Consider the following 24,135-nt stretch of genomic DNA (forward strand, 5'->3'; position numbering starts at 1 on the left):
AACATGGCATCCGCTGGCCGAGATGGCTCACCGGGAAAACGCCGCAAGGGCGCGCCCGCACAACAGCCGCGAACCAAGAAGACCCACCGCAAGGGGTCGTCGAAGCCGAACGCCGAAGTGGGCCGGATCCGGCTGAACAACGCCCGACCGGCGCGGCACCAGACACCTGAGCACGGCGAGGGTGCCGGCGCCAACTACGTCGAAGACGGCGTCCGCCTGCAGAAGGTGCTCGCCCAGGCGGGAGTGGCCTCGCGTCGCGGCGCCGAGGAACTGATCGCGGCGGGTCGTGTCGAGGTCGACGGGGAGATCGTCACCGAGCAGGGTCTGCGCATCGACCCGGACACCGCGATCATCCGCGTCGACGGTGCCCGCGTCATCATGGACGAGACCCGTCAGTACCTGGCGTTCAACAAGCCGAAGGGCTGGCAGTCGACCATGTCCGACGACCAGGGCCGTCCCTGCGTCGGCGATGTGGTCGCCGAGCGGGTCATGGCCGGTCAGCGTCTGTTCCACGTCGGCCGCCTCGACGCCGACACCGAGGGTCTGCTGCTGCTGACCAACGACGGTGAACTCGCGCACCGGTTGATGCACCCGTCCTTCGAGGTGCCCAAGACCTACCTCGCCACGCTCAAGGGCGAGGTGCCCCGCGGGATCGGACGTCGCATGCGCGAGGGCGTCGAACTCGACGACGGCCCGGTGACGGTCGACAAGTTCACCGTGATCGAGGTCCACGAGGGCCAGTCGCTGGTGCGGATCACCCTCCACGAGGGTCGCAACCGCGTGGTGCGGCGCATGATGGACGAGGTCGGCTTCCCGGTCGTCAAACTGGTTCGCACCCATGTCGGTTCGGTCGCGTTGGGTGAGCAGCGCCCGGGCAGCCTGCGCGTCCTCGGCAACGACGAGGTCGGTGGACTGTACAAGGCGGTCGGCCTGTGAGCGACGGAGCTTCGGAGTCCGCCGGCGGGACCACGCATGTCGTGGCGATCGACGGTCCGGCCGGTACGGGCAAGTCCTCGGTGTCCAAGCTCCTGGCGGCCGAGGTCGGCGCCAGTTATCTCGACACCGGCGCGATGTACCGCGCAGTGACCCTCGCCGTTCTCGATGCCGGTGTCGCGCTGGATGATCCGGCCGGAATCGCCCGCGTGGTCGCCGACGTCGCCATCGAGTTGGTTCCCGATGGGGACGGCGCCAAGGTCTTCCTCGACGGGCGCGACGTCTCCGGGCCGATCCGCACCGACCACGTCACCAGCGCCGTCTCCGCGGTCTCGGCGGTACCCGAGGTGCGCACCAAACTGGTTGCGCTACAACAGCAGAACGCGCAGGGTCGGTTCGTGGTAGTGGAGGGGCGCGACATCGGGACCGTGGTGTTCCCCGACGCCGACGTCAAGATCTTCCTCACCGCGACACCCGAGGCGCGGGCCGAGCGCCGGCACAAGCAGAATCTCGCCGGCGGTCGCGACAGCGACTACGACGCGGTGCTGGCGAGCGTGAACCGGCGCGACCATCTCGACTCGACACGCAAGGTCTCGCCGTTGCGCGCGGCCGACGACGCGACCGTCGTCGACACCAGCGACAAGACCCTCGACGAGGTGCTCGCGGAATTGAGCGGCCTCGTGGCGACCCGGATCGGAGCGGTGGAACGGTGAGTGACGACTACTCGAACGACCTTGCGGCGCTACCCGGCGACGGCACCTGGTCGGACGAATCCGACTGGCAACTGACCGATGTCGGGGGAGCAGACGACGCGTCCGGTGTCGAACACATGCCGGTGGTCGCGATCGTCGGGCGGCCGAACGTCGGCAAGTCGACGCTCGTCAACCGCATCCTGGGGCGTCGTGAAGCCGTGGTCGAGGACATCCCCGGCGTCACCCGGGACCGGGTGTCCTACGCGGCGTCGTGGTCGGGCCGGCGGTTCACCGTCGTCGACACCGGCGGCTGGGAGCCCGACGCGAAGGGCCTGCAGCAGGCCGTCGCCGCGCAGGCCGAGCTGGCGATGCGCACCGCCGACGCGATCGTCGTCGTGGTCGACGCCACGGTCGGCGCGACCGCGACCGACGAGGCCGTCGCACGGGTTCTGCGACGCTCGAAGACCCCGGTCATCCTGTGTGCCAACAAGGTCGACAGCGAGCGACTCGAGTCCGACACCGCATCGCTGTGGTCGCTGGGACTCGGTGAGCCGTATCCGGTGTCGGCCGCACACGGCCGCGGCGCCGGCGATCTGCTCGACATCATCCTGGACAAGCTGCCCGAGACCCCGCGGGAGGCACCGACTCTCGGCGGTCCGCGTCGCGTCGCCCTGGTGGGCAAGCCGAACGTCGGCAAGAGTTCGCTGCTGAACAAGCTCACCGGCACCGAGCGGTCGGTGGTCGACAATGTCGCCGGGACGACCGTCGACCCGGTCGACGAACTCGTCGAACTGGGCGGCAAGACCTGGAATTTCGTCGACACCGCCGGTCTGCGCCGCAAGGTGCGGACCGCGAGCGGCCACGAGTACTACGCGTCGTTGCGGACGCGGTCGGCGCTCGACGCGGCCGAGGTGGCCATCCTGCTGATCGACGCATCGGAACCGATCACCGAACAGGATCTGCGGGTGCTGTCGCTCATCATCGAGAGCGGCCGCGCCCTCGTGATCGCGTTCAACAAATGGGATCTCGTCGACGAGGACCGCCGGTACCAGCTTGACAAGGAGATCGACCGCGAACTGGCCCGCGTGCCATGGGCGCGTCGGGTGAACATCTCGGCGTCGACCGGCCGGGCCGTCCAGAAGCTGGTGCCCGCACTGGAATCCGCGCTCGACTCGTGGGACAAGCGCATCTCGACCGGCCCGCTGAACAACTGGCTCAAGGACGTCATCGCCGCCAACCCGCCGCCGCTGCGCGGGGGCCGGCAGCCGCGCGTGATGTTCGCGACCCAGGCCTCGGTGCGGCCGCCGACCTTCGTGCTGTTCACCACCGGCTTCCTCGAGGCGGGCTATCGCCGGTTCCTCGAGCGGCGCTTGCGCGAGGAATTCAACTTCGACGGTTCGCCCGTCCGGATCAACGTCCGCGTCCGAGACAAGCGGGAGCAGCGCCGCAAGCGCTGATCACCGTCCGGCGACTCCACCACCGTTGGGCAGGTCCGCCACCGCGCAGGTGGCGGACCTGCCCATCTCCGGTGGACGTGTCGCGTGCCGGTGGCGCACGACACCTGCTGTGAGATACTGCGTCTCGTGCTCATCCTGGCAATCATCGTTTTCGGCATGGTCATCGGCGCCCTGGCGCAGATCCTCCTCGGCGGCAAGAGCCTGCGCACCGTCGATTGGGGTCTCGCCCTGGTGGCCGGCATCGTCGGCTCCTTCGTCGGCGGACTGCTCATCAGCCTGCTCTCGGGCGACGGCCTCGAGCTCCGTCCCAGCGGCATCATCGGCTCGCTCGTCGGCGCCGTTCTGGTGACCGCCGGGTGGATCTTCTTCAAGAAGCGTTCGACCGTCTAGCAGCCGGTCAGATGTAGCGCTTCGTGGCGGCAGAAGCAACGGCACACTACATCTGGCCACCGGCCCCGAAATGAGGCCTGACCAGGCGATTGGTTCGGGACCGTGCTCGTCGGCTAGGCTTTACATCGCTCCGCTTCTCCAGGGAGCAACGGGCTGTGGCGCAGTTTGGTAGCGCACTTGACTGGGGGTCAAGTGGTCGCAGGTTCAAATCCTGTCAGCCCGACAGAAAACCCCGGTGAGCGTCGCTCACCGGGGTTTTGTTCTCGGAACCATCGACCGCTCACACGACCAGCGGCACCGCGACGTCGGCGCCGCCTTCCTCGGTGATCCGGGCACCCATCTGCGTGTACGTGGGCGCGGTGATGAACCCACCGGCGAGGAGTGCCTCACCCTGGCGGAACCCGGGCGACTCCGCCAGGAGGTGTTCGGGTACGAAGCCGAAGGTGTCGGCCAGCTCGGCGAGATCGCGTGGGGCGTTCATCCGCATCAGGCACAGGTTGTCGCACTGGGACAGGACATTGGGGTGGATCTTGGTCGGCCGCTGGGTCGACAGCAGCAGCCAGAGGCCGAACTTGCGGCCCTCGGCCGCGATCTGCACGACCCGGTCGATCAGCGCCTGCTCCACCGCGCTGGTGGCCTGCGGTGGGCATATGTTGTGGGCCTCGTCGATCACGATGAGTATCGGGCGCCGCTCGTCGCGGTGGGCCCAGAGGTGTTCGAGCACACTGAGAGCGGCGACCTTCGGTTCCGCTGGATGGGCGAACCCACCCAGGTCGAGCACGGTCGCCTGGGGTCGCTCGTCGATGACGTCGGTCGCTGCGAGGTCACCCCGCGCCCAGAGTGCCCAGTCGAGGACCTGCAGATTCTCGATACGCTTGGCCAGCCGCTGATGTCCGGGGTCGGCGGAACTGCGCAGCGCATCGAGGTAGGTCGTCTGGTCGGATGTCTCGGTGAGTGTGGCGTCGGCGTGCAGGAGGACGTTGTACTCGTCGGCGTCGGCGATCGGATCCAACTGCAAGACCGCGGCCTTCGCTGCCAGGGGCAGGGTCAGGAACCGTGTCCGCAACTGCGGTCCGTCACGTCGCGTCGAATGCAGGACCCGGATGTCAGAGGCCGCGATCGCGTCCGCGGCGGTGGGGTCGGCGGTGCTGCGTGTCTCGGGCAACCGGGTGAAATCCGCGTTCGGATCGAGGATCAGCAACGGGAGTCGGGTTCGGAGCAGCAGCTGTTCGAGAACCACGCCGAGCGCGTAGGTCTTCCCGGAGCCGCTCTGGCCGCACCAGAAGGTGTGCCGATTGAACTTCTCCGCGGTGAGGAGGACGTCGGTCGTCGCGTTGTCGCGATGGCTTCCCACTGTCAGCTGAACCACGCCCGTACCTTACTGGCACGGGCGGGATTCCATCGGATTACGGAGCGGTCAGCTCCTTGCGGAGAACGAACGCCCGGTCGCCGGTCTCGGGATCGCGCAGCGGGAACCCGTGCCGGGCATAGAAGCGGTGCGCGTCGACGTCGGGTTCGTCGACCTCGATCTCGAATTCCCCGGCGCCCCGTCGCGCCGCCTCGGCAACCGCGGCGGTGAGGACGGCACCACCGAGTCCGCGGCTGCGTTGGCCAGGCGTGGTGTACATCTCGTCGAGCAGGGCGATGCCGCCGTCGACCCAGACGTTTGTCCGGATGGTCACCAGGCCCAGCGAGGTGATCGGGTCGCCGGCCACGATCGCGAAAGTCGAACTGCGCGAAAGTAAATCGGTCAGTCGATCGGCCAGGGCGGCCGGTCCGGGAGACGGTTCGCCGTACTCGCGGTTGAAGGCGTCGAGCAGTTCGGCCATGGTCGCCGCGTCGGCCGGTGTCGCCACTCGCGGGCTGTCGGGCTCGTTCACGGTCACCACCGTAGCCGCCCACCCGACGATCACCGGCGCAGGTCAACCCAGGGCGCCGAACCGGGCGAGTAGCCGGTCGACCGCACTGCAATCCTGCAGGACTCGTCGTCGATCGGGGTCCTCGGCGGACTCGCGCAGCATCGTGGCGCCGTCCGGGATCCGCTCGGCGGCGAGGATGGCCGACCACGCGGCGGTGTCGGTCGCCGTGAACGCGTCGACGCCGTCGCGCAGCGCATGCGCCAGGACGAGCCGGTCGTCCGGGCCGAGCCGGTCGTGGACCATCGCGATCATCTCGCCGGCGACCGAGCCGTGCGCGCGCTCGTCGCGGCGATGCAGGGCGACGGTGGCTTGGTGAACCGGTTGGATCGTCCGATCCTCGGCGATCAACGTGAGGTAGTCCCCGATGGAGGTCTCGGCGACCGTCGCGTAGGCCAGGGTCGTGAGCGCCGCGGCTCGTGCCGACTCCGCACGTGCGAGCGCAGCCCGATGGCGGCGCACCATCAACGACTCGGGCAGTGTGGCATCCGGAAGCGTCCAGGCACGCCGACGGCGGGTCAGCGCGGACGCGTTCAGATGCATCAGCGTGTGGTACTCCTCGTCGACCATCGACTGGACGACCGCCGCCCTCCCGGCGTCGGAGAACCCGGTGCCGAACGCGTCCCGGAACAACAATCCGAAACCGGGTGTGACCACGTCTTGTTCGATGTCGACGACATTCTTGTTGTACGCGATCCACCCCCACGCCCGGACCCGGGACCGGCGGTCCTCGTCGAGCCCGTTCCATCCCGGATGTCCGGCGAAGGGGAGCAGTGTCTCGGGATAGTCGACGCAATCGTCGTCGTAGAGATCGTCCATCGTCGGGCCGTCGAGTTCGGGCTCGGTGCGGCGCACCGTGGCCCGCCGCGACCAGCTGCGCACCAGCCCACGGATCACCGCCGTCTCCACCGGGTCGGCAGCGTCGTGGTCGGGCAGCGTGCCGGTCACGACGCCAACCCGGCGAACAGTCGCGCGCACAGCCCGGCATACTCGCTGCCGCGATCGCCCAGCGGCGCTCCGGCCCGGGCGAGCAGTGCCGTGAACTCGTCGCTGTCGCCGTCGCAGGTGGCGGAGACCCGGGACACCGCACGCGCCAACGCATCCCGGGCCGTCGACGCGCACGGGTTCGACGACTGCACGTCCCGGTACACCTCCGGTGTCCCACCGGCGACGCGCGCCAGCATCGCCGCCATCGTCATGAACGGTGGGGTGGCCAGTGTCGCCGCCTCGTCGGCCTCGACGCCGAGGTCGGCGAGCGCGACCCCGAACGACAGGATGGTCGCATGGGTGAGGGCCTGTACCGCGGCGCACAGGCGGTCGTGCCGATCGGCGGTGGTGACCCGCACGCGAGCGCCCCACCTCGCCAGATCGTCGATCAGGCGGTCCACGCCGGGTCCGTCGCGATGGACGACCACCGCGATCGCCCGGCCGGGCAGACCGAGGGACGGGGCGAACATCGGGTTCACGCCGACGACCGGGCCTGTTGTGGCGCAACGGCTCTCGTCCGGTCCGCCGACGGCCGCCGCGAACCGGGTCTTCACCGACAGCGTCTCCACCAGCATCGCGGTCGGGCGCATCAGTGATCGCACCGTCACCAGCGAGGCGACTGCGACATTCTCCGGTACCGCGAGGACCACGATGTCCGCCGCGCGCACCCGCGCGGTCGCCTCTGGGCCGGGGGCACGGATGTCGTCGCCGGAGGTGGCGTCCAGGATGTGTACGAGGTCGCCGCCACTGCGCCACCGGTCGGCGAACATGGATCCCACCGCCCCTGCTCCGCCGGCCACGACCACCGACCGCGCACCGGGGGCGGCCGATTCGGTCACGGGCCGCTCTCCTCGGCGACGGACAGGCAGCGTCGCATGGTCAGGGCCTTGACCATCGTCTCCTCGAACTCCTCGTCCGGATCCGACAGCGCGACGATCGCGCCGCCGACCCCGAAGGTCACTTCGGAACCGGTCGCCACCATCGTGCGGATCACGATCGACAGGTCAGCGGTTCCGGTGAGCGAGAAGAAGCCGATCGCCCCCGAGTACACGCCCCGCGGACCCGCCTCGAGTTTGTCGATGATCTCCATCGTGCGGATCTTCGGTGCGCCGGTCATCGAACCGCCGGGAAAGGCCGCCCGCACACAGTCGACCGCCGACACCCCGTTCCGCAGCGTCCCCCGCACGGTCGACACCATTTGATGCACGGGTGCGTAGGTCTCGATGTCGAACAGTGACGGCACATGCACCGACCCCGGGACGCAGACACGCGACAGGTCGTTGCGGACGAGGTCCACGATCATCAGGTTCTCCGACCGGTCCTTCTCGCTCGCCCGTAGCGCGGATCGCAATTGGTGGTCCTCGGTGGGATCGGCCGACCGCGGCCGTGTCCCCTTGATCGGCTTCGACTCGACCGTCCCGTCGGCACCGATCTTCAAGAACCGTTCCGGCGACGCGCTGAGCACCGACATCCCGGCGAACTGCAGCAGGGCGTTGTAGGGCATCGGGCTGATCTCCCGCAGACACGAATACCCGGACACGGGGTCGAGGCTGCGGTGCACGGTCGCCGAGTTCGTCAGACACACCTCGTACGACTCCCCGGACCGGATCTCCGCCAGACAGTCCTCGATGAGCCTCAGGTACGTCTGGCGGTTGTGGCGGAACACGATCGGCACCTCGTGGGGCGCCGGGACCAGCGGGAGAGTCGTCGCCGGAGCGGGTGTGGCGGTTCGCATCTCCCGAATGGTCGACGCCGTCTCGTCCAACCACGTCGCGACATCGGGATCCGGGCTCTCGACTGCTTCCAGTGCGAGCACATACGCACACCCGTGTCCGTGGTCGATCACCACCGCGCGGTCGGCGAACACGAGCGCCGCGTCGGCCTGCTCGGAGGCATGCGCCAGCTGGCCGCCGGTGTCCGCTTTGAGCTCGTAGCCGAGATAGCCGACGTACCCCAGACAGAACGCGAACGGCAGCTCAGGTTGCGCAGCCACCGCACGCGCCCGCAGCTGGGCGTCGAGGTAGTCGAAGAAGGTGCTGCGGACCTCCTCCGCTGTACCGTTCGAATGTTCGACTCGCACAGTCATTTCCGGGACCCGGTAGGTCACATACTCGGCGTGGGGACCCGAGCAGTCTCCCATGACGGAGTAGCGACCGTCGGTCTCCTCGGCCGCCGACCGGTCGAGCCAATAGCTGTTCGGGCCACCGGCGAACAGTCGTTCATAGACGCTGTTCGGGTCCACCACGTGGTCCACCCGAACCGATCGGACCCGGTAACCCTCGTGCCGATTCCCCGCCGATTCACTCCCCGCCGATTCACTCGCCGACGCCTCACTCGCCGGCCGCTCCGTCGTCGCCGACGCCCGACTCGCCCCGGCCGAGACCCCGCGGTGCGCTCGCACCCGTGTGGCCGCCGCGAAGTTGGCCAACAGCTCCCGGCCGTACTCGCTGCAGATCGACTCCGGATGGAACTGCACTCCCCACATCGGCAACACCCGGTGGCGCACCGCCATCAGGACGCCGTCGTCGGACCACGCCTGATCCTCCAACTCGTCGGGGACATCCACCACCGCCAGCGAGTGATACCTGACCGCCCGGAACGGGGAGGGGAGCCCCGTGAACAAGCCGCGGCCGTCGTGGTGGACGGCGCTGAGTCGTCCGTGCCGCGGTTCGGGGGCCCGTACCACCGGGCTGCCGAACACATGGCACAGGCCCTGGTGGCCCAGGCACACCCCGAGCACGGGTAGTCCGCTGTCGGTCAGCGCCCGTGCGCTGATCCCGAAGTCGCGGGGGTGATCCGGACGGCCCGGGCCGGGGGAGACCACCACGTTGTCGAAAGCTGTCAGGTCCACCGACGTCCAGGGCACATCGTTGGCGACGACGACCGGCTCCCGGCGGTTGACCTGGGTCAACAACGCGTACAGGTTGTACGTGAACGAGTCGTAGTTGTCGATCAGCAGTGTGCGCACCGGGTCCACCTCAGTCCGCGCTCGCGACGGCGGACGGGTGTCGGGCGGGGTCACGATCGTGCCCCGCTCGCTGCGACGTCTCGGTTCCGACGATCAGATCCTCGACCCGACAGGTCTCCGAGATCATGAGGTCGTAGAGGGCATGTAGGAAATCGGTGGAGAGGTCGTGCTCGATGGCGAACCGGTGGGCGTGTTCGTGTACAGCGCCGACCCGGCGCGGCTGCATCACCGGGATGGCGTGCCGTCGTTTGAGTTCCGCGATGCGTGTGCAGACCTCGATCCGGGCCCGCACGTCTTCGAGCAGACGGTCGTCGATCCCGTCCAATTCCGTTCGCAGGGCTTCCAGTTCGCGTGCGGTGGGGTCGTCTCCACCCTGCGCACGGCTGTTGATGTTCGTCGATCGGGTCATGGCGCGACCACCTAGCAGTGTCCGAAAGTGCGGCCCGCCGACTTGACCCGCCCGACATGCGGCGCCTGCCCCCGTCCGGCATTGCGCCCGGCCCGCGTTCGCGAACCGCATCCCCCGACTCGGTCCATGGTCGCACCGAGCATGCGTGTCGCGAGGGGCGTTGACGTCACCAGGTGATCACGATTCGCCAACGACCAGTACGTCAGTGCACGAGATCCGTTGCCGGGGCGGCGGTTCGATTGCGGCAAGTCCGACCTTCCGGGCGTCGTTGCCGAGACCCTTTGCCGCGCTTACTTTCCGGCGTGTCGGAGGTGTCCGTAGAGGGCGGCGCGATAGCCGCGTGTGTAACTCGGTTCCTCGTCGTCGGGGTCGGGCGGGCACGCGAGCGTCGACGACGCCAGTTGTCGCGCCCACGGCGCGGGAAGCGCACCGAGATCGGCCGCGGCATCGACGAAACCTTGCTGGAACAGGTCCGGATCGAGGTGCTCGTCGAGTTCGGCGTCGAAGATCGGGAACGAGGTGGGCAGGCGCGTGACGACGCCGTACTCGGTGACGATGTCGAGTTCGGGGAGGTCGGAGTCGGGATTCTTCAACGGACCGAACGCCTCTCGGCCAGGGTGCGATACAGGGTCGCGCGGCTCACCCCGAGCTCTTGCGCGATCCTGGGTACGGAAACCCCCTGCGCGCGCATCTGTTCGGCGCGCACCACCTGATCGGCATCGAGCGCCCGCGGCCGGCCGATCGCCGACGTGGACCCACGCAGGGTTCTCGGCGTGGAACGGTCCGACCGTCTCGGCGCGTCGTCGTCGAGTTCGGCCAGCGACGCCAGCACCGCAACGATCATCGCTCCGGCCGGGTCGGCGGTGTCGATTCCCTCGCGGAGCGAGCGCAGTCCGATGCGGCGCCCGGCCATCTGGTTCGCGACCTCCATGACCTCGCGAACGTTCCGGCCGAGGCGGTCGATGCCGACGACCACCGTGGTGTCGCCGGCTCGCGCGTAGTCGAGGAGGGCGGCCATCCCGGGCCGCTGACCCGCGGGCGCGGAGCGATCGGTCGCATCGGTGTAGATCCGCGCGGGGTCCACCCCGGCATCGGTGAGCGCGTCGATCTGGGGCGCGAGCGCGTGGGCACCGGGGGAGTCGCGTGCGTAACCGAGGGCCATCCCCGACGGCTGTGTTGCGTCTGCTGTCACCGCGACAGCGTATCTCAGAAGTATCGAGACAGACTCAAAAGACGCGCCGGTGTTTCGAGACTTCAATCAGAAATGGCGGTCAAAAGTCTTGATAGTCGCAAAAATGTCTCGAAATAGGAGAGATGACTCGGGTGCGGCCGCGTTCGGGTTCACCCGTTCGCGCCGTTTCACCGCGTTGTGCCGCGCGGGCGTCGCGCCGGCGCTACCGTCGCACCACGGTCGTCGGAGGAGGTACATCCATGGGGCTCGCTCACTCGGACAGTCACTCGACGGAACCGCGCCTCGTCGAGACGCCGACCGGGCCGGTCGAATATGTCGACGTCGGGTCCGGGCCGCCGCTGGTGTTCGTGCACGGGTCCCCGGGTGGCTGCGACCAGGGGGTCCTGATGACGCGCTTCCTGGCCGGGGCGCATCGCGTCATCGCGGTCTCTCGCCCGGGCTACCTGGGTACGCCCCTGGGCGGCGACACACGACGTCCGGCCGCGCAGGCGGAACTGGTCAGGGCGGTGCTGGACTCGGTGGGGATCGATCGTTTCGGGCTGATGTGCTGGTCCGGTGGCGGGCCCGTCGCCTACTCGTTGGCGGCTTCCGTACCCGAGCGGGTGTCCGCGATCGTCGCGGTCGCCGCGGTCAGCACCCGCTTCGATCCGCGGAGCAGCCTGCGTGGACGACTCGAACTGTCCGAGGAGAAGCTTCTCTTCAGTCGTTTCGGTCAGTGGCTGGCGACCACGGTCGCGTCGAAGGCGCCGTCCACGGCCATCTCGACACTCCTGTCCGGTGAGGGAGACCTGTCGCGTGTACAGATCAGGGCGCTCACCGCGGAGATCATCGCCGATGACGACCAGCGCACGCTGGCGATCGATCTGTTCGACACCGTGTCGGGGTCGCGAAAAGCTGGTTTCAACAATGACTTCGACCAATTTCGCGAACTCGACCTACCGCTCGCGGAGGTGACCGCACCCGTGCTGGCGATACACTCCCGAACCGACGCCGACGTCCCGTTCGATCAGAGTGTCCATGCCGCGCAGACGCTGCCCGATGCTCGCCTCGAAGCCGTCGACGAGGGAACGCACCTGTCGTTGTGGCTCGGCTCGGACGCTCCAAGGCTGCAGTCGCTGGTCGTCGAACATCTGTCCGGGGCGTCGCGCACATGACGCTCGACGCTCGAGGATGCCGGATCACGAACTCACGTCGCGTGCGACATCGGTTCGCTGATGCGACTTCGATCGAGGTCGCGTAGACGGATTGATGTCGCATGCGACATCGATCTCAGGGTCGGCGTAGTCGGCTGGGCTCCTGATCAGAACAGTGTCGGCGGGAGAGCGCCCTCGAACTCGAGCAGCCAGCGTTTGGTCGCCAGGCCCTGACCGTCCGCGCCGCCCGAGTAGCCGCCGAGTCCGTCGCCGGCGACGACGCGATGACACGGGATGATCAACGGCAGGGGATTGATCCCCATGATCGTGCCGACGCCGCGCGCAGAGACCCGCGTGCCGCTCATCGCCGCGAGTTCGCCGTAGGTGACCGTGTCGCCGTGGGCGACCGTCCGGTGCAGCGTCGACAGGACCGCCCGGGCGGCGTCCGACATCCGGTCGAGATCGACAGGCAGGTCGAACTCGGTCAGGTCACCGGCGAAATAGGCGCGGATCTGTCGAATCGCCTCTGCGAGAACGGGATCGATGGTCTCGTCATCGGTCGGTACGTCGGTGGTCACTCGCCAGGCCACGCGCACGACGGCCGATCCATTGCTGTCGACGGCCACGGTGCCGACCGGCGTCGGTACGAGAGCACGGCATGGTGTGGCCATCGGTGAGATCTCACGGTCGAGGTCAGGTCCCGCCACACAGTATCGGAGAGTCACGACACAGACGGCGCTGCGGGGAATACCCGGCCGAGCTGTGGTGTTCCGCCCACCATGAGTGCTAACGCAGAGTTGAGTCCTGAAGGCTGGGTCCGCGAGCAGACCGAGAAGATCCTGGAGCAGGGCACGACCGACGGTGTGACCGTGATGGACCGTCCGATCGTCCTGTTCACCACGACCGGCGCGAAGTCGGGCAAGAAGCGCTACGTCCCGCTGATGCGCGTGGAGGAGAACGGCAAGTACCTCATGGTCGCCTCGAAGGGCGGCGCGCCCGAGCATCCGGCGTGGTACCACAACGTGAAGGCGAACCCCCAGGTGACCGCGCAGGACGGTACCGAGGTGAAGGAATTGACCGCGCGCGAGCTGAGTGACGGCGAGGAGCGCGATCACTGGTGGGAGCTGGCCGTCGCCGCCTTCCCGCCCTACGCCGAGTACCAGACGAAGACCGATCGGCAGATCCCGGTGTTCGTCCTCGAGTGAGCGTCGCGCTGCATCGATAAAGCCCCCGACCGCGGTCGGGGGCTTTACGCTGTCTGAGGCAACCTGCCGGAGGGAGAGTCATGGGTGACGTGATCGACTTCAAGCAGGTCTCCACCGCGGGACTCGAGAGTTCACCGGTCGCCGAGGCGTTGGCCGGCCTCCGGGCCAACGAGGCCCGGTATTACAAGACGAAGTACGGGCACGATTTCGTCGTCGTCCCGGCATCGGAAGCACCCGACATCCTCGACCGGGTGACCACGATCCTGGCGAACGAGCGCGACATCACCATCGCGTCGCCGGCTCTTGAGGTCAGCGACTTCGAGGTGGGCCCGGACGACGGCAGACTCCACATGTCGTACGTGTTCTACGAGTCGGGCCTGGCCGTCAACGTCATGTACAGCATCGACCCCGCCGGGAAACGTGCTGTCGGGTTCAAGCTGTCCGAGGGTATGGACGTCCCGGCCGAGTTGGAGGCGAAGTTCAAGTTCGCCCGCCAGAAATCGAAACTCGCCGGCGTCATCCGCGGGTCCTACTTCGTCATCAAAGGGGAGTACTGACCCCGACGGTCACTTGAAGCGGATGTTCAGGGTGGCGAGACCGAAGATCTTGCGGCCACCCGACTTCGCCACCACGATGACGACGCCCGTTCGGGTCGCCGGATCGAGCGACTTGATCCGCCCGCTGTACTCGATCTCCCCGCCCTCGGCGCGGGACACGACGGCGGGCTGGGACAGGCGCACCGCGTACCGGGTCACGGCACCCGGATCGCCCGACCACGAGGACACGTACGCCGCCCCGAGGCCCATGGTCAGCATCCCGTGGGCGATCACATCGGGGAGGCCCGCGAGCTTCGCACTCGTCTCGTCCCAGTGGATCGGATTGGCGTCGCCGGCGACACCGCCGTAGTTGACCAGGTCGCCGCGGGACAGTCGGATGGTGTGCGGCGGGAGCTCGTCGCCAACGCTCAGGTCGTCGAAGCTCCGGGCCCCGGAGGTGCGACCCGTGTCATCGGCGGCCGGGACATCGCGCTCGGGGCGAACCGTTTTCACGTATCGTTGGGCAGCCTCGTCGTGGCTGAAGATGTTGACGTCGTGCATCATCACCTTGCGAACCGCACTGCTCAGTTCGGGATCGACCTCGTCCGCGGTCACGCCGACGACCGTGGTGTGCATGGTGTGCACTCGTTCGCTCGCGGCGTCGGTCATGGTGTTGGTCACGGTGATCAGGTCTTTGCCCGCGATCCGACGAACGCTGCTCAGCTCGACGTCGGTGGTCAGCTCGTCTCCGGCGACGATCGGCCGGTGCTGTTCGAAGACCTGCTCGGTCTGCACGTAGGTGTCATATCCGACGATGACCTTCTCGAAGAGTTCCCGGTTGGCCGCCATCGCCGGGATCGAGGTGAAGGTGAGCGGCGTGACGAGTCCCGAATAGCCCAGTGCGGCTGCGGCTTCGGGTTCCCAGTGCGCGCCGTGGTAGTCCTGGACCGCGCGGGCGTACTCGCGCACCTTCTCGCGTCCGACCTGGTACGAGCCGTCGAGGACGTAGTAGTGCCCGACTCGGGATTCGATCCCGGCGGGATCATCGGCGGTCGTGGCGGTGGTCGTCGGAGTGTGCGTCACCCCGAACACGCTAACGGTGTACCGATCCGAGTCCAACTCCGGAGTAACCTTCCGGTCGTCGCCGTCAGCGTCGGAGCCCCTTGCCGTGGGCGTACTCCGCCGGGCGACCCGAGGTCTGCCAGTCGTGCCAGTTCTCCCGATGGCGGCACATCCACTTCTCGTGAAGTCGACGGAATCGAGGTGAGAGTCGACGGGTGGTTTCGACGACGATCACCACCGGTAGTCGGAGCACGATGACGAGCATCCCCGGAACCGGACTGGGCATCCGGTAGCGCAGCCGCGTCGTGGGCAGCATGTAGACGCTCGAGTACGCCGCGTACATCGCCGCGTTGTATGTGCCGCGCAACCGCTGCAAGCCGCTCGACCCGCGCTTCGCGAACGCGGCCGGGAACGACTCGATGAGCTCTGCGCCGTCGGCCCCGGCGTCGTAGGTGCGGGTGGACGTGACGAAGGCCAGCAATCGCAACGAGTCGGCGATCGTTTCCGGATACCACTGCGTGCGCACCCCGAGTAGGTGGCCGAGGTAGCGCTGATAGTGCAGCAGGACGCGGATCTCGCGGGGTGTCGTCTGTATTCCGGTCAGCCACAGCGCCATCGCGGGCACCACGCTGCCGCCCAGCAGGGTCAGTAGTTGGTAGGACTGACTGATCGGGTCGCCCCAGCGTTGGCGGTCCCATTCCGGGTGTTCGGCGACGGTGCGCCGGACCCACACGTGCATGATGCGTACCCGCATCGCCGTCGCACGACCCTGCGACCCCGGCGTGAGCAACGCGTCGGGTTGCGAGACGTCGATCCAGAAACGCGAGGTCTCCAGGAACCGGCGCAGAGCGTTGTCGCCCGCATAACCCCCGGCCAGCGAGAGCGGTTTCGCGACCGCGGCCTCGGTGTACATCTCCAGGGTGATCCCCCCGGCGACGCTGAACAGGCCGGTACCCCACCGGCGCCAGATGGCCTCGCCCTCCGCGATCAGCTCGGGGTCGACCCAGTCGGGCACCGTCTCGAACTCCTCGAACAGGTCGACCAGTGCGGGCGGGGGATCGTCGATGCTGTCCAGGCCGTCGGTGAGTGCCTGATCGAGCAGGGCCCGGGCCGCCTCGCCGCCCAACGTGCCGTAGACCTCGTCGACGAAACGTTCGGCCACGGGGTCGGTGCGGAACATGTCCTCGGCGAAGGTGCGGAGGTTCTCCGGCTCCGGGAAGAGGTCTTTGCGGGTGAACTGCCGTACCAGCGCCCGCACGCCTCGCAGACGCTGGTTGGTCATCGCGGACTCGTAGGCGACCGCCGCCGGAAAGGCAGGAGTATCGGGTGGCAGCGAGGTGGACACGGGGACTCCTGACGTGAGACGGATTCCTAGATGTGTATCACCCGCGGTGCTCTGCTGACCAGTCGGCAACGGCGTCTTGACTTCAAGTGAACTCGAAGTTGCACCGTGGTGGGACATCCAACCAACTCGTGGAGGTATCGATGCGCCGCGTATTCGCCGACCTGTGGGAGACCAGCTCCGACAACCCGTTTCCGGGACTGACCACGCATGCCTACCTGTGGAGGTCGGCTCGAAACGTCCTCTTCTACTCGGTTGCGTCGGATTCCGAGTTCGATGAGCTCTACCGCCTGGGCGGGATCGACGAGCAATATCTGTCGCATCAGGATGAGGCCGGGCCGCTGCTGGCCGCGATTAACGAACGATTCGGGACGACACTGCACGCTCCTTTCGCCGAAGCGGACCGGATCGGCCGCTACGCGCGGATCGGGGTGGGGCTCGCGGACCGGCACACGGACGGCAACGGGGTCGAGGTGATCCCGACACCCGGCCATTCCCCGGGTAGCACGAGCTACCTGGTGCACGGCGCCGACGGCGACCGCTACCTGTTCACCGGGGACACCCTCTATCGCAGCGAGTCGGGGCGGTGGACCGCCGGGTATCTCCCGGGCATCAGTGACCCCGTCCAGCTCGCGGGGAGCGTCGAACTGCTGGCCACTCTTGCCCCGGACGTCGTCATATCGAGCGCGTATGCGGGGGAGTCAGCCGTTCACCGTGTCGACACGTCCACCTGGACAGCCGGTGTCACCGAAGCGATTCTCGGCCTGCAGGTGGCTGCGGACCGAAACGCCTAGTCGAACAGCCGCCGGAAGAGATTGGTCTCGGCGAGGTCGACCAGTTCGTCGCCGCGTCCGGACAGTACGGTGCGGAGCGCGTACAGCGTGAAGCCCTTGGCCTGGGCGGCGGTGATCGTCGGCGGGATGGACAGCTCCTGCCGAGCGGTGACGACATCGAGAAGCGCCGGACCATCGTGGGCGAGGAGCTCGTCGACCGCACCGGCCAGGTCGTCCGGCCGCTCGACGCGCCGACCGTGGATACCGAGCGACTCCGCCAGCGCGGCGAAGTCCGGATTCTTTAGGTCGGTTCCGTAGTTGACGAATCCGGCCGCCTTCATCTCGACCTCGACGAAGTTCAGCGACGAGTTGTCGAAGACGACGATCTTCACCGGCAGGTTGTTCTGCGTGATGGTCAGCAGCTCGCCGAGCAGCATCGCGAGCCCGCCGTCGCCGGCGAGCGCAACGATCTGGCGGTCCGGGAAGGCGGTCTGTGCGCCGATCGCCTGGGACACGGCATTGGCCATCGAGCCGTGGGTGAACGAGCCGATCAGGCGACGGGCCCCGTTCATCTCGAGGTAGCGCGCCGCCCACACCACCGGTGAGCCGACGTCGGGGATGAACACCGCGTCGCGGTCGGCTTTCTCGCTGATCAGGCGAGTCAGGTACTGCGGGTGGATCGGTGCCCGGTTGCGGTCGTTGTCGGCGAGGTCGTCGAGGCGGCGACGTGCCGTGGCGTAGTGGGCCAACGAGGTCGACAGGTGTTCGGAGTCGCGGCCGGTGGAGATCTTCGGCAGGAGCGCACGGGCGGTGTCGCCGACATCGCCGACGAGTGGCAGGTCGACGGGGCAGCGTCGACCGATCTGCTCGCCACGGATGTCGACCTGGATGATGGTCGCCTTCGACGGATAGAACTGTTCATAGGGGAAGTCGGTGCCCAGCATGAGCAGTGTGTCGCACTTCTCGATCGCCCGGTATCCGGACGAGAAGCCGAGCAGCCCGGTCATTCCCACGTCGTAGGGGTTGTCGTACTCGATGAATTCCTTGCCCCGCAACGCGTGCACGACGGGGGCCTGCAGGGCACGGGCGAGCTCGACGACCTCGTCGTGAGACCCCTGCACCCCCGCCCCGGCGAGAATAGTCACGCGCTCGGAGGCGTTGAGAGTGTCTGCGGCGCGGTCGATCTCGGCATCGGTGGGCCGGGTGACCCGCGGGATACGGCGGATGGGGGCGCCGGCGCGCCGTTTCGGGCACGGCGCCAGGAAGGTCTCGCCCGGGATGACGAGGACCGCCACATCCTGTTTCTCGACCGCGGTGCGCAGGGCGATGTCGAGCAGGCGCGGCATCTGGTCGGGCGTGCCGACCATCTCGCAGAAGGCGCTGCATTCCCGAAACAGCTGCTCGGGGTGGGTCTCCTGGAAGTATCCGGTGCCGATCTCCGTCGCCGGGATGTGCGCGGCGATCGCGAGGACCGGGACACGACTGCGGTGTGCGTCGAACAGTCCGTTGATCAGGTGCAGGTTGCCGGGCCCGCAACTTCCCACGCACACCGCGAGTTCACCGGTGAGCGCGGCTTCGGCGGACGCGGCGAACGCCGCCGACTCCTCGTGTCGCACATGTCGCCACGAGATGGTGTCGTTTCTCCGCAGGGCATCGGTGAAACCGTTGAGTGAATCACCGGGCAACCCGTGGACGTGCCGGACTCCGGCGCGCTCGAGTTCCTCGACGATCCTCTCCGCGACAGTGGGCGGCATGGCGATCCGTTCGGTCGGCGGCGGTGTGCCCCGACTATAGACGCGGCGCGCCGGTGTGACTTTCGAAGAATTCGACCCACCCTGATTCGCCGACATGTCTCCGCTGCCAGACGGTGTGAAAATCGATTGCATGCCACGACGCGGTGAACCACTCCGGAAGCTCGGTTTCCTGACGATCGGACGCTTCGACGGTGACGACCCGCGCCCCGGTCACCTCGAGACGCTCCGGATGATCGAGCTGGCCGAGCAACTCGGCTTCGACAGCGTGTGGGTGCGCAACCGGCATCTGCAGTGCGGCATCTCCTCGCCGGTGGCCCTGCTGGCGGCCGCGGCGGTGCGCACCAGTCGCATCGAGCTCGGTACCGCGGTGATCCCGCTCGGTCTGGAGAATCCGCTGCGGCTGGCCGAAGACCTGGCGACGGTCGACATCCTCAGCGGGGGACGGCTCAACCCGGGGGTCTCCGTCGGTGTGCCGATGCGCTACGACGACTTCAAGACCGCGCTGTATCCCGAAACCCATGCGCTGGAGAATTTCTCGAAGGACCGGGTGGTGAGGCTCCTGGACAACCTGCGGGGCGAACCCGTCAGCGACTTCGAGGGCACCGTCGGGATAGAGACGTTCTCCCGACGGGTGCAACCGCATTCGCCGGGTCTCGCCGATCGGGTCTGGTACGGAGGTGGATTGAGCTCGGCGATCTGGGCGGGCCGGCAAGGCATCAACTATCTGACGTCCTCGGTGGTGACCACCGAGGGCACGGAGTCGCGCGACTTCGCGACCATCCAGGCCGAACACATCGACGCCTACCGTGCCCATCACGTTAACCCCGACCGTGCGCGCGTGTCCCAAGGGCTCGTGGTGATCCCCACGGATTCCGCGACCGCGGACCAGATCCGCAAGTACCGGGCGTATGCCGACAGTCGGTTCGAGCGCACGCTCACCCCGCAGGGTCCGCGAGGCCTCCTGTTCTCGCCGGATCTCGTCGGACCGTCCGATGAACTCGCCGAGAGACTGTATGAGCACGCGGGATTCCAACGCGCCACCGAGGTGGCCTTCGCGTTGCCGTTCTCCTTCGACGAGCCGGACTACCTGCAGATCGTGGGTGATCTCGCCGGGCAGCTCGGACCGGCACTCGGATGGACGCCGGCCGGCGGGACTTCGTAACGAGAAACCCTGCTTTCAGCCATCTTTCGCTACGGGATGATGGAGGACGAGGACTCGACCGGTTGACGCAGCAGGGTCCGAAGTTTCTCCGGAGCTACTCGGCGGAAGTCGCTGAAGTAGATCTCATGGTGACGGCCCGACATGCGTAAGCCGTTGTCGGGTATGAACCGATCGTGCATCTCGGCCAGCGCCGGCCCCTCGTCGTCGAAGGGCCCGTGGTGCAGCGTCTGAACGCACGACCCCTCGTCCAACGACTCCGTGCGTAGATCGGCGAGACGCGGCGGCGGCTTCGTCGCGCCGGCCCCGAGAACAGCGGCGTCGAGCAGATCCTCGCCGATCCAGTCGGGAACCATCAGCATGAGCGTCCAACTCCAGCGGCACTTGTCCCGGGCGCCGGTGAAGGTGCTCATGTCGTCGGCCCACCAGAGCCCCTCGAGAGGCGGGACGACGTAGTCACGGCCGAGTTCACGACTGCTTGCGAACTTCAGCTTGTACGCGACCGGATACAGCGTCTCGATCGACGCCGCGAACTGTGGTGTCGAGTTGGGGTCGCCCGATCCGTCGATCATCAGGTAGCGCATGGCCGGAACGTCGAGAATGCGGAACTGGCCGCGCCGCGCCTTGTACGAGTCCAGCGTCTTCTTGAAGTCCACCTTCTCGGGCACGCCCTCGACACTATCCGGGAATGCGTCGCCGCTCATAGGTTCGCAGCGCGAGAAAGTCTGCGGCCCCGCCGATGGCGAGACTCCAGGCGAGCGAGGCGACAACACTCGCGGTGGGGACCGGGGCGTCGGTGAGGGTTCCGCGCAGGACCTCGATGACGGGGGTGAAGGGCTGATACTCGGCGAATTGCCTCAGGCCGGTGGGTAGGGATTCGGCCGGTACGAAACCCGTGCTGAGGAACGGCAGGATCGTGAGGAACATCGGTGTGTTGCTGGCGGTCTCGACGCTCTTGGCCGCCAGCCCGAGGTAGACCGAGAGCCAGATCAGCGCGACGGAGAACACGGAAGTCACGCCGAGCGCGCCCAGCCAGTCGAGCGGACCGGCCGACGGCCGGAATCCGATACCGACCGCGACGGCGAGGACCACGACGATGCTGAACAGCGCCTGCAGGAGGCTGGCGAGTACGTGACCGGTGAGGACAGCGGAGCGAGCGATGTCCATGGTGCGGAAACGGTTGATGATCCCCGAGGTCATGTCCATGGCAACGACGATGGCGGTGCCCTGAACCGCCGACGCGACAGTGACCAGCACGATCCCGGGCACCACATAGTCGAGGTAGGCGGCCCGCCCGCTGTCGCCGGACTGCGTGGTCATCCCGGCGCCGAGCTGGCCCCCGAACACGAAGACGAACAGCAGCAGGAAGACCACCGGGATGCCGACCAGCATCACGGTGAGCACCGGGAACTTGATGAGCCGCCGAACGTTGCGGCGGACCATGACCCGCGAATCCGACACCGTGTGTGTCAGGGTCGTCATGAGGCGGCTCCGGACGGATCCGGGTCGGTGGCACCGGGTTCGCCGGTGTCGGCATCGGCGGCCGCGGAAGCGGGATTGCCGGTGAGCGCGAAGAACACATCGTCGAGGGTCGGGGCGTGGACACCGACGTCGGTGACCGTGATGCCGGCGGCCTCCAGCTGGTTCAAGGTGGTCCGGACAGTGGTGACGGTGTCGTCGGTCGCGATGTCGAGGCGTCGTGCTTCGGGAACCGGACGCGCATCCGGCAGAAGCGAGGCCGCCTTGTCGAAGGAGTCGCGGTCGGCGAAGGTCAGGCGCACCTCGGAGTCGTGCACCCGGCTCTTCAATTCGGCGGCGGTGCCCTCGGCCACGATGTGGCCGTGGTCCAGGACGGCGATGCGGTCGGCGAGCTGGTCGGCCTCCTCGAGGTACTGCGTGGTGAGGAAGATCGTGACGCCTTCGGCGGCGAGCCGGGAGATGGTCTCCCACAGCATCCGTCGACTCCTGGGGTCGAGACCCGTGGTCGGTTCGTCGAGGAAGATCACTCGCGGAATGGACACCAGAGTCATGGCGAGATCGAGGCGCCGACGCATGCCGCCGGAGTAGGTCGACACCGCGCGGTCGGCGGCCGCGATCAGATCGAACTGCTCGATCAACTCCTGGGCGCGGGCCTGTCCGTTGCGTCGGCCCAGCCGTCGTAGGTCGGCCATGAGCACCAGATTGTCGCGCCCGCTGAACAATTCGTCGACCGCGACCGACTGGCCGGTGACACCGATCATCGCGCGCACCGCACGCGTCTGCGCGACCGTGTCGTATCCGCCGATCGTCACCGTCCCCGAGTCGGCGGGGAACAGGGTCGACGCGATGCCGACGGTCGTGGTCTTGCCGGAACCGTTCGGCCCCAGCAGGGCGGTCACGCTGCCGGCGGGTATCTCGAGATCGATGCCGTCGAGAACGCGATGTCCGCCATAGCTTTTCGTCAACCCGCGGATCTCGATGTCGGCGCCGGTGGTCAACCGATCGGGTCCGTCCGGCGGGCCGGTGCGCTCATCGGTCCTGCGCGTCGAGCCGGGCCGCGACCTCGGCGGGGAATCCGCCGGTGGCCACCGGACCCCACCTCGTCGGCGTGATGCGGATCAGCGACTTGCCCTGTGTTCGCATCGCCGCTCGGTACTCGTCCCAATCGGGGTGCTCACCGGAGATGCTGCGGAAGTAGTCGACGAGCGCGTCCTCGGCCTTGGGCATGTCGAGGACCTCGGCATCACCGTCGACCTGGACCCAGGCGCCGTTGAAGTCGTCGGAGAGCACCACGACACTGGCCACCGGCGTGTGCCGGAGGTTCGCCGCCTTCGCCCGGCCGGGATAGGTCGAGATGACGATGCGGCCCTGCTCGTCGACCCCACCGGTGACCGGCGACATCTGCGGGCTGCCATTGGAACGGACGGTGCTGAGGATCATGTGGTGGCGCGGCCGGATGAACTCCAGCAGTTCGGCACGGTCGACACCATCGGCTTTCGCGACTGTTCTGGCCATGCGCCGACCTTACGCCGGGACCGGGGTCTCAGGGCAGCGCGGCGATGAGGCCGGCCTGGACGGCGCTGACCGGGGTCGTCGACTTGCCGTCGACCGTCATCGCGTCGTCGGTGTTGATCACGATGATGATCGTCGTGTCCGAATCGTAGTTGTGGAACAACGAGGTGTTGTATCCGGGGAAATCCCCGTCGTGACCCCACCATCCGTCGCGGTTGCCGATACCGATTCCGTATCCGGAGGTGGCGGTGTTCGGTGGCGGCGAGGTGAGAATCGAATCCCGGCGCAGTTGCTGGGTCGCCGGATTCAGGACGCCCTGCCCGGTGAACAAGGCCTCACCCCAGCTCTGCAGGTCGTCGACGGTCGAGATGACGGCACCGGCGGTGGACGCGAAGGACGGATTCCAGCGCGTCGAGTCGACCGTCTGCCCGTCGGGCTGACCCTGATCGGTGAGGCCGTCGAGATGCGGATCGGGGATCTCGACCGACCCGCCGGGCCACGTGGACTCGTCCATGCCCAAGGGGGTGAAGATCCGGTCGGCGAAGACCTCGCCGATGGGTTTCGCCAGCACCTTCTCGATGACCAGGCCCAGCAGGACGTAATTCGTGTTGGAGTACTCCCAGCCCTGCCCCGGCGGAAAGCTCGGTGGCAGCGCCTTCGCGGTGTCCACCAGTTCGGTGGGCGTCCAGACGGATTCGGGGTCGGCGAAGAACTTCCGGTCGAAGGACTCGGACGCGGTGTACGACGGGATGCCGCTGGTCATGTCGGCGACCTGGCGCAGCGTCGCGCTGCCGTTAGAGGCGTCCGGGACGAACCTGTCGATGCGGTCGTCGAGCGAGACGCGGCCCTCCTGGACGAGCTGCAGCAGCAGGGTGGCCGTCATCGTCTTGGTGAGCGAGCCGATGCGGGTGTGATCCGCCGCCTGGATGGGATCGTCCCCGCCGGCCGCCCGGACCCCGGACGTCCCCGTCCAGGTTCCGGCCGGTGAGATGACCCGGGCGATGACGCCGGGGAGATTCCCGGCGGCCCGGGTGTCGTCGATCGCCTTCTGGAACGCCGCCGCGGTGTCGGCCGGCACCGAGGTCGTCTGACCCGAGCCGGGCGCTGCACTCGACGATCCCGCACCGGATGCCGTCTCCGAGGGTGAGCATGCGACGAGGCCGAGTACGGCCGCTGCACCGATCGTCACCATGCGGAGGAGGGCCGTGGCGCGCACGGGGTTTCGGCTCATGTGGT

At 67.7% G+C, this 24,135-nt stretch carries 26 protein-coding genes and 1 tRNA gene; 10 read left to right on the top strand and 17 right to left on the bottom strand.

Annotated features, from left to right (window positions below):
• Positions 1-3: 3 nt before the first annotated feature.
• The 5 genes from Q9R39_RS13455 to Q9R39_RS13475 all read left to right on the top strand — a co-directional run bounded on the left by Q9R39_RS13455 (position 4) and on the right by Q9R39_RS13475 (position 3,695).
• Positions 4-936, top strand: coding sequence for a pseudouridine synthase (locus Q9R39_RS13455; RefSeq protein ID WP_058253158.1), 933 nt, complete (start codon positions 4-6; stop codon positions 934-936).
• Positions 933-1,646: a (d)CMP kinase gene (gene cmk / locus Q9R39_RS13460; protein ID WP_058253159.1), complete on the top strand. Its 714-nt coding sequence runs from the start codon at positions 933-935 to the stop codon at positions 1,644-1,646. The genes Q9R39_RS13455 and cmk overlap by 4 nt, the downstream gene beginning before the upstream one ends.
• Positions 1,643-3,082 (top strand): ribosome biogenesis GTPase Der, encoded by a 1,440-nt coding sequence (gene der, locus Q9R39_RS13465; protein ID WP_058253160.1) that lies wholly within the window; start codon positions 1,643-1,645, stop codon positions 3,080-3,082. Before cmk ends, der begins: the two co-directional genes overlap by 4 nt.
• 126 nt (positions 3,083-3,208) lie before the next feature.
• Entirely contained in the window at positions 3,209-3,472 is a 264-nt protein-coding gene (locus Q9R39_RS13470; protein WP_058253218.1) for a GlsB/YeaQ/YmgE family stress response membrane protein, read from the top strand.
• Positions 3,473-3,621: 149 nt separating this feature from the next.
• Positions 3,622-3,695 (top strand) — tRNA-Pro (locus Q9R39_RS13475).
• 57 nt (positions 3,696-3,752) lie between these two features.
• On the opposite strand, the gene Q9R39_RS13480 is transcribed toward Q9R39_RS13475, so the two are convergent.
• From Q9R39_RS13480 to Q9R39_RS13515, 8 genes are all read right to left on the bottom strand, one after another.
• Positions 3,753-4,841: an ATP-binding protein gene (locus Q9R39_RS13480; RefSeq protein ID WP_254859773.1), complete on the bottom strand. Its 1,089-nt coding sequence runs from the start codon at positions 4,839-4,841 to the stop codon at positions 3,753-3,755.
• 37 nt (positions 4,842-4,878) lie between these two features.
• Positions 4,879-5,352: a GNAT family N-acetyltransferase gene (locus tag Q9R39_RS13485; RefSeq protein WP_265968337.1), complete on the bottom strand. Its 474-nt coding sequence runs from the start codon at positions 5,350-5,352 to the stop codon at positions 4,879-4,881.
• A 42-nt stretch (positions 5,353-5,394) separates the two neighbouring features.
• Positions 5,395-6,336, bottom strand: coding sequence for a diiron oxygenase (locus tag Q9R39_RS13490; RefSeq protein WP_205333698.1), 942 nt, complete (start codon positions 6,334-6,336; stop codon positions 5,395-5,397).
• Entirely contained in the window at positions 6,333-7,214 is an 882-nt protein-coding gene (locus tag Q9R39_RS13495; protein ID WP_311277628.1) for a prephenate dehydrogenase dimerization domain-containing protein, read from the bottom strand. The genes Q9R39_RS13490 and Q9R39_RS13495 overlap by 4 nt, the downstream gene beginning before the upstream one ends.
• Positions 7,211-9,352, bottom strand: coding sequence for an aminodeoxychorismate synthase component I (gene pabB, locus Q9R39_RS13500; RefSeq protein WP_311277629.1), 2,142 nt, complete (start codon positions 9,350-9,352; stop codon positions 7,211-7,213). Before pabB ends, Q9R39_RS13495 begins: the two co-directional genes overlap by 4 nt.
• A gap of 1 nt (position 9,353) precedes the next feature.
• Positions 9,354-9,752, bottom strand: a complete 399-nt coding sequence (locus Q9R39_RS13505) for a chorismate mutase family protein (RefSeq protein ID WP_311277630.1) — start codon at positions 9,750-9,752, stop codon at positions 9,354-9,356.
• A 290-nt stretch (positions 9,753-10,042) separates the two neighbouring features.
• Positions 10,043-10,345, bottom strand: a complete 303-nt coding sequence (locus Q9R39_RS13510; RefSeq protein ID WP_065629820.1) for a hypothetical protein — start codon at positions 10,343-10,345, stop codon at positions 10,043-10,045.
• Positions 10,342-10,914 carry a recombinase family protein gene (locus tag Q9R39_RS13515; RefSeq protein ID WP_065629821.1) on the bottom strand — a complete coding sequence of 191 codons (573 nt, stop codon included), beginning with the start codon at positions 10,912-10,914 and terminating at the stop codon, positions 10,342-10,344. Before Q9R39_RS13515 ends, Q9R39_RS13510 begins: the two co-directional genes overlap by 4 nt.
• 269 nt (positions 10,915-11,183) lie before the next feature.
• Here Q9R39_RS13515 and Q9R39_RS13520 point away from each other — a divergent pair, with 269 nt between their 5' ends.
• On the top strand, positions 11,184-12,098 hold the full coding sequence (locus Q9R39_RS13520) for an alpha/beta hydrolase (RefSeq protein WP_311277631.1): 915 nt from the start codon (positions 11,184-11,186) through the stop codon (positions 12,096-12,098).
• Between the two features lie 146 nt (positions 12,099-12,244).
• Here the strand turns inward: Q9R39_RS13520 and Q9R39_RS13525 are convergent, their stop codons facing one another.
• Entirely contained in the window at positions 12,245-12,748 is a 504-nt protein-coding gene (locus Q9R39_RS13525; protein WP_211539538.1) for a methylated-DNA--[protein]-cysteine S-methyltransferase, read from the bottom strand.
• Between the two features lie 108 nt (positions 12,749-12,856).
• Between Q9R39_RS13525 and Q9R39_RS13530 the strand changes: the two genes are divergently transcribed.
• Positions 12,857-13,282: a nitroreductase family deazaflavin-dependent oxidoreductase gene (locus tag Q9R39_RS13530; protein WP_086536526.1), complete on the top strand. Its 426-nt coding sequence runs from the start codon at positions 12,857-12,859 to the stop codon at positions 13,280-13,282.
• A gap of 80 nt (positions 13,283-13,362) precedes the next feature.
• The gene (locus Q9R39_RS13535; protein ID WP_211539537.1) at positions 13,363-13,839 is read left to right on the top strand and encodes a phage tail protein; all 477 of its coding nucleotides are present in this window, start codon (positions 13,363-13,365) and stop codon (positions 13,837-13,839) included.
• A gap of 9 nt (positions 13,840-13,848) precedes the next feature.
• Here Q9R39_RS13535 and Q9R39_RS13540 read toward each other — a convergent pair whose 3' ends face one another.
• Together Q9R39_RS13540 and Q9R39_RS13545 are read right to left on the bottom strand one after the other, a co-directional pair.
• Positions 13,849-14,901: a fused (3R)-hydroxyacyl-ACP dehydratase subunits HadA/HadB gene (locus Q9R39_RS13540; protein ID WP_211539536.1), complete on the bottom strand. Its 1,053-nt coding sequence runs from the start codon at positions 14,899-14,901 to the stop codon at positions 13,849-13,851.
• Between the two features lie 64 nt (positions 14,902-14,965).
• Entirely contained in the window at positions 14,966-16,225 is a 1,260-nt protein-coding gene (locus Q9R39_RS13545) for an oxygenase MpaB family protein (protein ID WP_311277632.1), read from the bottom strand.
• Positions 16,226-16,365: 140 nt separating this feature from the next.
• On the opposite strand from Q9R39_RS13545, the gene Q9R39_RS13550 reads away from it, so the two are divergent.
• Positions 16,366-17,016: an MBL fold metallo-hydrolase gene (locus tag Q9R39_RS13550; protein ID WP_211539534.1), complete on the top strand. Its 651-nt coding sequence runs from the start codon at positions 16,366-16,368 to the stop codon at positions 17,014-17,016.
• Here the strand turns inward: Q9R39_RS13550 and poxB are convergent.
• Positions 17,013-18,749 (bottom strand): ubiquinone-dependent pyruvate dehydrogenase, encoded by a 1,737-nt coding sequence (gene poxB, locus Q9R39_RS13555; RefSeq protein ID WP_211539533.1) that lies wholly within the window; start codon positions 18,747-18,749, stop codon positions 17,013-17,015. The two genes, Q9R39_RS13550 and poxB, sit on opposite strands and share 4 nt — an antisense overlap.
• 130 nt (positions 18,750-18,879) lie before the next feature.
• Between poxB and Q9R39_RS13560 the strand changes: the two genes are divergently transcribed.
• The gene (locus Q9R39_RS13560) at positions 18,880-19,911 is read left to right on the top strand and encodes an LLM class flavin-dependent oxidoreductase (RefSeq protein WP_211539532.1); all 1,032 of its coding nucleotides are present in this window, start codon (positions 18,880-18,882) and stop codon (positions 19,909-19,911) included.
• Positions 19,912-19,940: 29 nt separating this feature from the next.
• Here the strand turns inward: Q9R39_RS13560 and Q9R39_RS13565 are convergent, their stop codons facing one another.
• From Q9R39_RS13565 to Q9R39_RS13585, 5 genes are read right to left on the bottom strand one after another with little or no spacing between them, the layout of a single operon-like run.
• On the bottom strand, positions 19,941-20,576 hold the full coding sequence (locus Q9R39_RS13565) for a GyrI-like domain-containing protein (RefSeq protein WP_211539531.1): 636 nt from the start codon (positions 20,574-20,576) through the stop codon (positions 19,941-19,943).
• Positions 20,577-20,586: 10 nt separating this feature from the next.
• Positions 20,587-21,390: an ABC transporter permease gene (locus Q9R39_RS13570; protein WP_211539530.1), complete on the bottom strand. Its 804-nt coding sequence runs from the start codon at positions 21,388-21,390 to the stop codon at positions 20,587-20,589.
• Positions 21,387-22,385 carry a daunorubicin/doxorubicin resistance ABC transporter ATP-binding protein DrrA gene (locus Q9R39_RS13575; protein ID WP_058253173.1) on the bottom strand — a complete coding sequence of 333 codons (999 nt, stop codon included), beginning with the start codon at positions 22,383-22,385 and terminating at the stop codon, positions 21,387-21,389. Before Q9R39_RS13575 ends, Q9R39_RS13570 begins: the two co-directional genes overlap by 4 nt.
• A 31-nt stretch (positions 22,386-22,416) precedes the next feature.
• Positions 22,417-22,902, bottom strand: coding sequence for a PPOX class F420-dependent oxidoreductase (locus Q9R39_RS13580; RefSeq protein ID WP_205333689.1), 486 nt, complete (start codon positions 22,900-22,902; stop codon positions 22,417-22,419).
• A 28-nt stretch (positions 22,903-22,930) separates the two neighbouring features.
• Positions 22,931-24,130 carry a serine hydrolase domain-containing protein gene (locus tag Q9R39_RS13585; protein WP_311277633.1) on the bottom strand — a complete coding sequence of 400 codons (1,200 nt, stop codon included), beginning with the start codon at positions 24,128-24,130 and terminating at the stop codon, positions 22,931-22,933.
• Between the last annotated feature and the right edge of the window lie 5 nt (positions 24,131-24,135).

Source organism: Gordonia sp. AC31 (assembly GCF_031844505.1).
Classification (GTDB): domain Bacteria; phylum Actinomycetota; class Actinomycetes; order Mycobacteriales; family Mycobacteriaceae; genus Gordonia; species Gordonia hongkongensis.